This window comes from Clostridium sp. CF012, from assembly GCF_018861755.1.
Classification (GTDB): Bacteria; Bacillota; Clostridia; order Clostridiales; family Clostridiaceae; genus Clostridium_AD.
In genome coordinates this window covers 178,750-190,230 of sequence record NZ_JAHLEF010000007.1, presented here as the reverse complement: position 1 = coordinate 190,230, position 11,481 = coordinate 178,750, and the positions used below count along the sequence as shown (strand labels likewise).

Genomic DNA, 11,481 nt, shown 5'->3' with positions numbered 1-11,481 from the left:
ATAACTATTCCTCCTCACTTAATTATTAGATATTATTTCCACAAATACCATTAGTTAATACAAAAAAAATAATGTAGCTAGATTTGTTTACACAAATCTAGCTACATTCCCTGGGAATAGTATTCCCATTATTTTTTTCAAATGTGGAGGGAGCTGTTTCTAAGTTTTTAACATAATTACAAAAGTGCCAGATATGAATTAATTCCATATCTGGCACTTTTGTAATATAAGCGAACTGCGTAGTTTATATTTATAAAAAAAATTATTCTGTGATTGGAAACCAACCAGGTGTAGTTACAATTGCATTCCAAAGAGGTCCTGGTATATCTAAAGCTTTTCCATGGCTTTTACTCAAGGTAGTACGTATTTCTGAGATTTTTCCACTTTGAACTTTGCTGACCCAATCTGGTTCCATAATGATTTCTCTACCAAGGGCTATAAATTCGGCACCACTATCTAATGCCTTCATAGCATCTTCCGGTGTGTGGATAGAACCCACGCCAATGAAAGGTACTCTACCATGAATTTGGTCTAATATTTTGCAAATAATAGGACTTGTATTTGTTGTATCTCGCATTGAGCTTTGCCAAAAATCCATTATAGAACTATGCAAGTAACTTAGGCCTTGATTTGCTAATACATCTATAAATAAAAGGGTATCTTTTAAAGTTATACCTGGATTCTCAGTTTCCTCTGGTGAAAAACGATAGCCTACTATAAAGTCATCTTTAGCTTTTTCTTTTATTACTTTTTTAACTTCAGCTATTACAGCCAATGGGAAATTCATTCGTTTTTCTACGCTGCCACCCCATTTATCTTGTCTGCGGTTAGAGTGAGGAGAAACAAATTGTTGCAACAAATATGTGTTAGCCCCATGAATTTCTACGCCATCAAAACCTGCATCTATTGCTAATTTTGCTGTTTCGCCAAAGGCTTTAATGATATCTTGGATTTCTGCTTCTGTCATTTCTCTAGGTGTCATTGCACCAGGTCTGACTGGGGCCACTGCGCTAGCACTAATAGTTTGTCCATCTGGTATGTCATCAGGAATTGCCATTCTACCACCATGAAAAATTTGTAGAATTGCCAAAGCACCTTCACCTTTTATTGTTTGAGCTAGTTTTTTTAGACCAGGTAAAAAGCTAGTATCATATGCCGCAAATTGACCAGGAAAGCCCTTTCCAGACTTACTTACATAGGTTGTTGCAGTAATTACTATTCCTACACCCTTTGATCTAGCTTTATAATAACTGAGTTCTGCCTCAGAAACAGTTCCGTCCAGGTTTGCTGAAAAAGTAGTCATAGGAGCCATAACTATTGGGTTTTTTACATTTATTGATGAACCTAAGTTTCTAGGTTGTAGTAATTTTTCGATTTTCAATTCAATCTCTTCCTTTCAAAATAAGCTTATTGTATTTTCCTTTATTTAAATATTACTATACTTAAATGCCTTTGTAAACAATAATAATTATTAATAAATATTTATTAACATTTATTTAATATTCACTTTAATATCATTCTTTGATCTCCACCATATTCAATACCACAACATAGAACATTTTCACAAAATATGGTTTTGGATGTTGATTTATCTATAAGAGTAACTTTTACTGATGCTTTTAAACTTTCTTCAACCAATGGAAGCATCTTATCATCCCTAGGTCCCATACAGAGCATGAAATCACTTTTATTTGTTTTCGTCTCGATTATTAGTTTGTATTTCTTATTTTCAGTAGTAATTATAATATCTAAAGCGTTTTGAACAATGTTTAAAGTACTCTTATTTATTGTAGTAAATTTATAAAATTTATCATCCACGAATAACCCAATTAAGAAGCCTCTAAAGCTTGTAATCATAAAAGGAATATGGCCTATAGAGCAACTAATAGAGGCTTTTCTATTTTTGAAACTATTGCACTGTACCCAAGTCCAAGAATAAGGAAAAGCAGAGCCCCAATTTTTTTCTATATACCCTTTTCCACCACTAAAATCTATTTTAGAGCCGTTAATGTTTAATGACCCTTCAAGATCCATATCCATAACTGAAACCTGACTATAGCATTGCATACGAGGTATAAAATTATAATAGCCCATGCTTCCTGGGTTTATCGTTGAGTCTGGCCATTTAAGAAGGTTTGTAAAGCAAATACTGCCAGTTATCTTATCACTGCCATCATTTATATTTAAAGAAATTTCATTTAAAGAAAAGTTGTTATTTGCAACACTTATATTAAGTCTATTATTACTTTTAGATATAAATTCATCTTTGGTGAATTTTTTATATTTATAGCTAACTTTATTACCTTGCAATAGCTGAATAAAAGAATGAGAGTTTTCTTTGGATTTACCAAGGTAAATTCCAGGTATTAAGGATATTACATTTGCCATATTTTTATCTACTAATTTAAAATACCAACCTTCAAAAAAGTTACTAGTTCTACTGTTACCATGATAAAGATCTGGATTTAATATGCTTTTAATCATTAGTTACTCCTAACAATACAAAATTTTTTATATTCTAACCTTAGTTTATATTGTAAAAAAAGACTGTTATAAAACTATTTAATTTATTGTATCTTATTGCATGTATTGATATTCTACATATGAAGATTAATTACCTTTAAGAGATTTAAAACTTTTTTTTATAGTAAATAATAAGAATAAATTAATTTTTTATAGAAATGAAGTGTTTTTAAATTCATAATCGTTATATTAAGTGTAAGGACAAAAAAAGGGGTGATGGTTATTCAAAAGGAACAGTTTGCAAACTATATAAAACAGTATGAACGATTAATCATTACTATTTGTCTATCCTTTACAAAAAATTACTTTGATGCAGAAGATTTGGCACAACAAACTTTTTTGTCTGCCTACACTAATTTCTCTAAATTTGATGGGGTGAATTTTAAGGCATGGCTTACGACAATTGCCACAAATAAATGTAAAGATTTTCTTAAAAGCCCTGCAAGAGTAATTAATAGCTTATCCCATGAAGATTTTGAGGGGGTAGTTGACACGGGAGAAACACCTGAGGATGCACTTTTAAAAAAACATAATAAGCAAAAGATATATAGTTTATGTGAAAAATTAAAAGAGCCTTATAGGGCTGTGGCAGTAAACTACTTTTGTGAAGATATTAAACTTTCTGATATGGCAAAAGATACAGGGCAAAGTTTAAAAACATTACAAACCCATCTGTATAGATCAAAAAAACTATTGAAAGTTTTATGGAAGGAGGAGTTAATGTGAGCAGTACCTTATTTAAAGAAAAAATCCACTTAACTAAAACATCACTAAAAGCGCTAAAAGAGGGTTCTCTAAGTGATAATGAACTAATTTTATTATCAGAACATATTTGTATATGTGAAGGCTGTGCGGACGCACTAGCTAATAGTTTCAATGAATTTGAACTTGCAGAGGCTCCTTTGGGATTTGAGCAAGAGGTAATGTCAAAAATAAAAAATAAAAAAGAAAAAAATACTCAGTTTTTGTTTTATTCTCTTAGGGTGGCAATGGCTGCAAGTATAGCTTTAATGTTTGTTTTTTCAAATGAATTAAATTTTCTAGCTAATACTAAAACCAAAATATTGGATGTAAACCCAATGAGTTTAAGTACTATTAACACAGTTAATGAAAGTCTTAACAATTTTTCACAAAAAATAATTAATTTGGAGGTTTTTAATAATGAAAAAGGAAAAAAGTAAATTTTTAACCTTTTGTTTTTCAATGTTACCTGGAGCAGGGCACATGTATATGGGCTTTATGAAGATGGGACTATCACTTATGGCAGCATTCTTCTTTTTAATATTTCTTTCTAGCTGGCTTTCAATAGGCCCACTGCTCTTTGTTTTACCACTAATCTGGTTTTACTCGTTTTTTGATTGTATGAATAAACGTTATTCAACGGATGAAGAATTTTTACTACTGGAGGATAATTATTTGTTTTCTCTTGATGAATTGGCAAAAATAGATAAAGGTATATTTAAAAAACACAGCTTGGTTTCAGGGATATTACTATTACTTCTTGGTGGCTACTTAATATGGAATAATATTATAAATAGTTTATCAGGACATATTTCTGGTGAAGTATATGGCATTATCTATAATATAACAAGAATGGCCCCTCAGATAATAATTGGTGTTGTAATAATTGTTGTGGGTGCAAAGCTTATTATAGGTAAGAAAAGAGAGCGTGATATAAATGATTAAGGGACGTAGAGTGGGAACTTTTACCACTGGGATAGTTTTAGTTATCTTTGGAATAATGTTTTTACTTCGAATAATAAATCCAAGTATTGACTACTTACTAATAGCATCGCTATGGCCCTTGATTTTAGTAATACTTGGAATTGAAATTATTATAGCATATTTAATAAATAAAGAAGAAATAATGAAATATGATTTCTACGCTATAATTCTGATAATAATAGTATCCTTCTTTGCAATGGGCATGGGATGTATGGAATATGTAATTACACATATATCACAGTTTAAAACTGTATTTTAATTTGGTTGTAAACTTAGGAAAATATGTAATGGTATTTAACTGAATAACTACAATAAAAAGTGCTATAAGTTAAACTTGTAGCACTTTTTATTGTAGAAATTAATTGAAAGTAGCTGTTAGGGAGTAATCTTAATGAAAATTTTATAAGGGATTTAGTGGACTTGATTAAAATGATAAAAAATTAAAGAAAAAAAAAGGAATTTTCTTTAATCTGACGAAATTATGTATAGAAGTAAGAATTTTGATTCTTGAAATTCTACATATGTGCTTCCAATAGAATTACCTTTTGGAAAGGTAGAACTTCTCATATCTGATTTGTAGATTTATATTTTAGGGGGAAATTCTTATAATGAACGTTGCGGCAGTAGTTATGAACAAAATTGAAGAAGCAAAAGCGATTTCCTTTAAAGAGCCCAGCCTTGCTTTTGATATGAGCAAGGAAGCTTACGATATTGCAAAAGTTAATAAATTAAGGCTGGAAGAGGCTCATGCATTGTTCGGGATGGCACTTGCTTGTAGGTCAATGACGAAACTCAATGACTGTTTTAATTATGCTTTCGATGCTTTTAAGCTATTTGAGATTTATGGAAAACCTATAGATCTGGCAGGAACTTTAAACCTTATTGGAGTTATATATTTTTATAACGCTATGTATGAGCCTGCGCTTGAGAATTTTCTGAGGGCATTACATTTCTTGGAAAAGACTGAGGATACTCTTATAATGAGTAAAATATTTAACAATATGGGTGAGGTTTATAAAGAAGTGGGTAATCTTGAGGAATCATTAATTTGTTATGATAAATCATTAAATTTATCGGTGAAATATAATTATACGACAAACATAGCAGTTATATTAGAAAATATGGGTATGATATATTTTAAAAAGAAAGAATATTCCTATAGCTTTGAATGTTATAAAAAAAGTTATGACATTTTGATTGAACAAAATAATATTACTGCTCTTTCAGAAGTGGAAAATAGCATAGGAAGAATTCATTTTATTCAAAAGGAATATGATAAGGCAAGAGAATGTTATAGTAATGCTCTTGATAAATTAGAAGGCTTAGAAAATAAGTTTTTTTCAATAGATGTACTAATAAACCTTGCAGAAATTGAAATGCTTGAAGACGAAGAACTTTGCATGTCCTATCTCCATAAAGCTATTAAATATGGAGAAGAAATAAATGCTAGAAAAAAATTAAGTAGGATATACAAGATTATAACTGACTTTTATGAAAGAAAAGGGGGCTTTAGATTAGCTCTTGAATTTTATAAAAAGTATCATATAATGGAGCAAGAAATCGAAACTACCATGATCTCACATAAGCTTGAAATAATAAAAATTGAGCTTAGTAAATTATTTAGTGGAGAAGAAGCTCAAAAAGTTACAAAATTAAATGAACAACTAGAGAAGGATATTGGGAGTCAAAACCTATTACTTCATAAAATGGAAAAAGCAAATAGAAATTTAAGTATAGAAGTAACCTCTGATGAACTTACCAATATACCTAATAGGAGAGGCGTGAAGAACTATATCTCTAAGGTGTGGATGGAAAGTGAAATAAGGCCTATTGATTTAGCACTTTTGATGATAGATATTGACTATTTTAAACGTTATAACGATTACTATGGACACCTTGAAGGTGACAATTGTCTTAAAAAAATTGCAAGTTGTTTAAAGAGTGTCTTTGGAAACAAATATGGAATACTTGGAAGATTTGGTGGTGAAGAATTCGTATGCTTTATTAAAGGACTTAGATACAAGGAGGTATTAGCTCTTACAGAGCGACTTCGTAGTTCCATTGAGAAGCTCGATATTGATTATATTTGGAATAATGGGCGTTATCCCAGTTACCATAAGTATAGGTGGAGTATATGGCTGTAGGTCGGACTTTGTGAGTTCACAGGATATGTATTTAATTGCTGATGAAGAACTTTATAAAGCTAAAAATGAAGGCAGAAATAAAGTTATTATAAGAACTCAAAATATAGACTAAAGTTTATTTATTATTTTAATGTGATAGAAAAGGAGGAGCCTCAGGCTCCTCCTTTTCTAAAAATTTATTGTTTATAATTTGAATATAGTGTACAAACAGGATATAATATACTGAATACAAAATAATGTTTGTTTTATAGATTTATATAAATGCTTGGAGGTAATGAATGATTTGTAACAATTGTAACAATCAATTTACTAATATTAATGGATTGAAATTTTGCCCATATTGTGGAGAGGAAATAGAAGAACCCATTGATTCTAAAGTTGAACAGAGTTCTGATAAAATTAATAATGTGAAAAGCGTAAATATAGGTGCAGCTGAGGGCAATAAGAAAAGACATGAGGATACACTTCCAATGCCAGCAGTAACAGAAGACGATATAAAGAAGTATAAAAGAGATAAGTTTTTTGCTTCTTTAAAAAAATCAACTAAGAGTATGAAAGTAATTATACCTATAATAGCATTGTTAGTTGTTATTGCAGGAGGGGTATTTGCATACACACTTTTTATTGTTAAACCCGTAGATGAAGTGAGAGTAAAGGAAGACATAATGGGAAAAATAATAACTCTTCCTAAAGGTACAATCATAAAAATTAACAAGGATAACGTGAAAAGCTTCAGTATAAGCACTAGAAATACAGATAAGAGCAAGGACGATATAAAAGTTGCTTTAACTTTGAACAACGGTTCTATTGAGGCAAAGACCTTGATATCAATAGTATATACGTACCAGGGTAAAAATCAATGGAAAATAAGTGACGAAGTTGTATTGGATAAAGTTGCTGAAATAAAACCAGTGGTAGGTATAGATGAAAAGAAGTTCTTAGAATCATTGAAGAAATTAAGTATCAACATTGCGGATACAAAAGTAATATTAGGTGGAAAAGATGTTAAAAGTCTTGGTATAAGTTTAAGAGCACCGGATTTGGAAAATGGGAAAGAAGAAATTCAAGTGAAAACCTCTATAGATAGCGGACTTCTGGGAACTACAGGGAAAATAAAGTGTAACCTAGTTTTTGAGAATGAAGCTTGGACCATTGCTACCACTCAGAAAAATAGCACTGAGGACTTTATCTTAGCATTATCGCCAACTTTTTCTGATGAAGCGGTTATTGAAGCTATAAGGGAAAAAGGACTGGAAGAAACAGTAACTTATTCAAGTTTTTTTGAAGGCAAGGGTTATACCATAAAGGATAGTTTTACTAAGAGCATTAATATATCAGGCAAAAGATATGATGTACAAAAGGGAGTATTATACGTTACTGCTAAGAGAGAAAATATAGCAGGAGAAATAAAATCTGTATTATCAACTGGATATACTTTCTCAATATCCTTCAGCAAAGTAGCATTAACTGACAGCGGAAAAACTACTGTTAATAGTGGCACAATAAAAAATATGGCCACGCCTCTAATAATATCTACTATTACCAATGTTGAGATTGAAGGAAGTAATTTGTTTTTTTGGTTTTCTAATAACCATAAAATAACACCTGAAGAAGCGAAGACCTTTAAAACTAGCGAAATACTATCCAACAAAGGCTCAGAAAATATAAAATATGTTTATGGAAGTATTACTTTTAAGGATGGTAAAAAAAATAAGAGTGTTTCAGTCTCATTTGTAGCAGTATATTTTCTTGTTTATGACGGAAATAAGGGATACAATTGGAAATTGGATAAGATAATTGGTGAGGATTCACCAAATTATAAGACACTTAACAAAAAACCAAAAAATCAATAGAGGATATAGAGCGAGAACCTACTAAATATAAGTAGATAAATAATAAAACCAGCTAAGGTGGATAATAATCATCTTAGTTGGTTTTTTGGATTTTATTAAAAGTCTTCTGTTTCATAATCTACTTTTAATACTTTTCTAGTTTTAATTTTGAAAATAAAATAATAATATTTACATAATATAATCAATATCAATACGATTCTCATAAATATGTTGTTGGTTATTACTAGTGGGAAAGCTATCATACTATCTGCCAATAATAATATTAGGACCTTTTGCTTTAACGTTAAGGTTCTATCTTTGATAAAAACTTCTAAGTTTTTCTTGTAGATTTTAGTATCCTTAAACCAGTGATTTAATTTTTCTGATCCTCTCATAAAGCATACTGAGGCTAAAAGTAGGAAAGGGGTTGTAGGCAGTATTGGTAAAATAATTCCTATAATACCTAATCCCATAGCTATAAAGCCTACTACCACATAAATAATTTTGGTAATTCTTTTAATAATGAATACCCCCTATTATAAAAAATCTAATTACACTTAAATATTTGTAACCTTTACTATAATATTTAAACATTGTACACATTGTACCAATTATATAGGGTCTTGTAACCTTTTTCTTAGATTAGATTACGTTTCCTAATAAATAAACATTGCTGCCACGTGGGGTGGCACCAAAAATAAATATAGAATTTTATTAAAATTGATATATAATTGAAATATATAAAAGGGTTATGGGGGTAAAAATTATGAATAGGGACAAGTCTATAGAAATAGAAAACAATATAATCCTAGAGCAATTGAAATATAAGCACACTCATCATAGCAAAAGGGTAGAAGTAGAAATGATTAAAAAAAATAATGAGATGGAAGATAATATGAAGATATTAAAAGAAGAGAGTTCAATCCTTGAAAAAGAGATAGCAGAATGTAAAAGAAATATGGAGGCTTTAAAAGCAAACGAGGAACGGTTAACATTTGCTCTTGAGGGCAGTGGAGATGGCATATGGGATTGGAATGCAAGGACAAATGAAGTGATTTACTCAAAAGCATTAAAGAAGATGTTAGGTTATGAAGAGAATGAGATGCAAAACTTATTTAGTGCGTGGGAAAGGCTAATTCATCTTGATGATAAGGTAGCTACTATTCTGAATTTAAACATGCATCTAGAAGGAGTAGTTCCACTCTACGAGAGTGAATATAGACTTCTTACAAAAGATGGATCTTATAAATGGGTACTTGGTAAGGGTAAAATTATAACCTGGAATACAGAGGGAAAGCCTTTAAGAGTTACAGGTACACATTCTGATATTAATTCTCGTAAGCTAATGGAACAAGAATTAAGACAATCCAAGGAACGCTTTTCTAATGTTATCGAGTATTCACAGGATGCATTTTATAGAAGAAATGTTACAACTAATAAATATGATTATATGAGTCCAGTTATTGAGAGATTAACAGGCTATACGCTGGAGGAAATGATAGTTATGACTGAGGATACTGTTTTTAAAAAAATTCATCCAGATGATTCTCATAATGTAGTTGAGCGTATAAAAATATCCACAAGTGAGGGTGCATCAGAGGCTATAGAGTATCGATTTTTATGTAAAGATGGTGAATATCGATGGTTTCTTGATAGATTCACATCAGTTAAGGGCAATCTGACACAACCCGCTTTCCGTTATGGAAGTTTTCAAGATATTACTTTCCAAAAGCTTGCTAAAGAAGAGCTGAAAAAAGCAAAAGAGATTGCGGAAAAAGCTAGTATTAACAAAAGTGAATTTATTGCTAATATGTCACATGAACTCAGAACGCCTCTTAATGTAACGCTTGCAGGAGTTCAGCTATTTGAGCTATATCTTAAAAATGACACTTACATTGATAAAGAAAAAAGTTCAAGGCACTTAAAAGCTATGAAACGAAATTGCATGCGTCTATTAAGGTTGGTTAATAACCTAATTGATTCAACTAAAATTGATGCGGGCTTTTATGAACCACATTTTAGTAATGAAGATATTGTAAGTCTTATTAAGAGAATTGCATTGTCAGTATCAGATTATGCGAGACAAAAGAAAATAAAATTGATATTCCGTACAGACGTTAAAGAAATGCCGATAATATGTGATGTGGATATGATTGAGAGAATAATGCTAAACATCATCTCAAATGCTATAAAATTTACTGAGGATTCTGTTCTTATAAATATATATAAGGGTGTGGATACTATTAATATTTCAGTTAAAGATAATGGGATTGGTATTGAAAGTGAAAACCAGAAAATAATATTTGAGAGGTATAAACAAGTTTCAAAACTATTTACGCGGGAGAATGAAGGTAGTGGCATCGGATTATCTTTAACAAAGTCTCTTATTGAGATGCATGGTGGTAATATTAGGGTAAAAAGTGAGTATGGAAAGGGCTCGGAATTTATTATTGAGCTTCCAGTTAAAGGTTATACAAGTGAGGAATGCACATTATATAATCTTAATGACACTGGGGATAAAGACAAATTTATAGAAAAGATGAATGTGGAATTTTCAGATATTTATGAATAAGAGAACTTTCGTAATTTTAGATTGGATTATTATAAATAAAAGCAACTTTAACTATTATTTTATAGCAAGGAGAAGACCTCAAGTCATCTCCTTGGACATTTGGAAGCCTCTGTAAAAGTAAATAAAATTGATTTAAAATTTTAAATCTTATATAATGGTAGTGAGAAAATATATTATAATAAAAAAATGGAGGCTTAAATGTTTGATATTGAATCATGTGTTTGTTTTATAAATAACAAGACAGCAAAAAAAATGGCAAATATGTTTAACGAAAGATTAATTCCACTTGGTGTAACCAGAGTTCAGTGGATAGCTATGTATTATTTATTAAAAAACGGAGACTTAAGCCAAAAGGAATTAGGAGAAAAGATGGATATAAAGGAGTCTACTGTAGCTAGACTATTAGATAGAATGGAAGAAGAGGGTTTAATTATAAGAACTCAAGTAAAGGAAGATAGGAGAGTTAAATATATTAAACTTACACCAAAAGGTAGAGAGAGAATTGAAGAGCTTTTACCAGAAGGGCAAAAGATGAGCGAGCTTTTTTCACTAGGAATTACAGAAGATGAAATACAAGTATTTAAAAGAGTACTTGAAAAATTCGTGGAAAACATTAGTTAAATTTTTATCATATACTATTGCAATTATTTTAAATACTTGCTATACTAATAATTAGGATGACAAG

Annotated in this window: 11 protein-coding genes; 8 read left to right on the top strand and 3 right to left on the bottom strand. The window is 30.5% G+C overall.

All coding sequences use genetic code 11. The annotated features are described in order from the left end of the window. Positions 1-262: 262 nt before the first annotated feature. Both KPL50_RS09385 and KPL50_RS09380 read right to left on the bottom strand, forming a co-directional pair. Entirely contained in the window at positions 263-1,381 is a 1,119-nt protein-coding gene (locus KPL50_RS09385; RefSeq protein WP_216298190.1) for an NADH-dependent flavin oxidoreductase, read from the bottom strand. Between the two features lie 122 nt (positions 1,382-1,503). Continuing rightward, complete coding sequence (locus KPL50_RS09380; RefSeq protein ID WP_216298189.1) at positions 1,504-2,484, bottom strand: tocopherol cyclase family protein; 981 nt, start codon at positions 2,482-2,484, stop codon at positions 1,504-1,506. 252 nt (positions 2,485-2,736) lie between these two features. Between KPL50_RS09380 and KPL50_RS09375 the strand changes: the two genes are divergently transcribed. The 6 genes from KPL50_RS09375 (at position 2,737) to KPL50_RS09350 (ending at position 8,245) form a co-directional block, all read left to right on the top strand. Further along, positions 2,737-3,249, top strand: a complete 513-nt coding sequence (locus KPL50_RS09375) for an RNA polymerase sigma factor (protein ID WP_216298188.1) — start codon at positions 2,737-2,739, stop codon at positions 3,247-3,249. Then, complete coding sequence (locus tag KPL50_RS09370; protein WP_216298187.1) at positions 3,246-3,704, top strand: hypothetical protein; 459 nt, start codon at positions 3,246-3,248, stop codon at positions 3,702-3,704. The genes KPL50_RS09375 and KPL50_RS09370 overlap by 4 nt, the downstream gene beginning before the upstream one ends. Beyond that, positions 3,685-4,209: a hypothetical protein gene (locus KPL50_RS09365; RefSeq protein ID WP_216298186.1), complete on the top strand. Its 525-nt coding sequence runs from the start codon at positions 3,685-3,687 to the stop codon at positions 4,207-4,209. Before KPL50_RS09370 ends, KPL50_RS09365 begins: the two co-directional genes overlap by 20 nt. Further along, positions 4,202-4,507 carry a LiaI-LiaF-like domain-containing protein gene (locus tag KPL50_RS09360; RefSeq protein WP_216298185.1) on the top strand — a complete coding sequence of 102 codons (306 nt, stop codon included), beginning with the start codon at positions 4,202-4,204 and terminating at the stop codon, positions 4,505-4,507. Before KPL50_RS09365 ends, KPL50_RS09360 begins: the two co-directional genes overlap by 8 nt. Positions 4,508-4,856: 349 nt before the next feature. Then, positions 4,857-6,392, top strand: a complete 1,536-nt coding sequence (locus KPL50_RS09355) for a tetratricopeptide repeat-containing diguanylate cyclase (RefSeq protein ID WP_216298184.1) — start codon at positions 4,857-4,859, stop codon at positions 6,390-6,392. A 278-nt stretch (positions 6,393-6,670) separates the two neighbouring features. Beyond that, the gene (locus tag KPL50_RS09350) at positions 6,671-8,245 is read left to right on the top strand and encodes a hypothetical protein (protein WP_216298183.1); all 1,575 of its coding nucleotides are present in this window, start codon (positions 6,671-6,673) and stop codon (positions 8,243-8,245) included. A gap of 95 nt (positions 8,246-8,340) precedes the next feature. Here the strand turns inward: KPL50_RS09350 and KPL50_RS09345 are convergent, their stop codons facing one another. Continuing rightward, positions 8,341-8,745, bottom strand: coding sequence for a YbaN family protein (locus tag KPL50_RS09345; RefSeq protein ID WP_216298209.1), 405 nt, complete (start codon positions 8,743-8,745; stop codon positions 8,341-8,343). A gap of 245 nt (positions 8,746-8,990) precedes the next feature. Between KPL50_RS09345 and KPL50_RS09340 the strand changes: the two genes are divergently transcribed. Further along, positions 8,991-10,796: a PAS domain-containing sensor histidine kinase gene (locus tag KPL50_RS09340; protein ID WP_216298182.1), complete on the top strand. Its 1,806-nt coding sequence runs from the start codon at positions 8,991-8,993 to the stop codon at positions 10,794-10,796. A gap of 198 nt (positions 10,797-10,994) precedes the next feature. Continuing rightward, positions 10,995-11,417: a MarR family winged helix-turn-helix transcriptional regulator gene (locus KPL50_RS09335; RefSeq protein ID WP_216298181.1), complete on the top strand. Its 423-nt coding sequence runs from the start codon at positions 10,995-10,997 to the stop codon at positions 11,415-11,417. Positions 11,418-11,481: the final 64 nt, after the last annotated feature.

Bases quoted from the DNA above. Each gene is read 5' to 3' on its own strand.
- KPL50_RS09380 (WP_216298189.1), bottom strand. From the start codon at position 2,484: ATGATTAAAAGCATATTAAATCCAGATCTTTATCATGGTAACAGTAGA.
- KPL50_RS09365 (WP_216298186.1), top strand. From the start codon at position 3,685: ATGAAAAAGGAAAAAAGTAAATTTTTAACCTTTTGTTTTTCAATGTTA.
- KPL50_RS09360 (WP_216298185.1), top strand. From the start codon at position 4,202: ATGATTAAGGGACGTAGAGTGGGAACTTTTACCACTGGGATAGTTTTA.
- KPL50_RS09355 (WP_216298184.1), top strand. From the start codon at position 4,857: ATGAACGTTGCGGCAGTAGTTATGAACAAAATTGAAGAAGCAAAAGCG.
- KPL50_RS09350 (WP_216298183.1), top strand. From the start codon at position 6,671: ATGATTTGTAACAATTGTAACAATCAATTTACTAATATTAATGGATTG.
- KPL50_RS09340 (WP_216298182.1), top strand. From the start codon at position 8,991: ATGAATAGGGACAAGTCTATAGAAATAGAAAACAATATAATCCTAGAG.
- KPL50_RS09335 (WP_216298181.1), top strand. From the start codon at position 10,995: ATGTTTGATATTGAATCATGTGTTTGTTTTATAAATAACAAGACAGCA.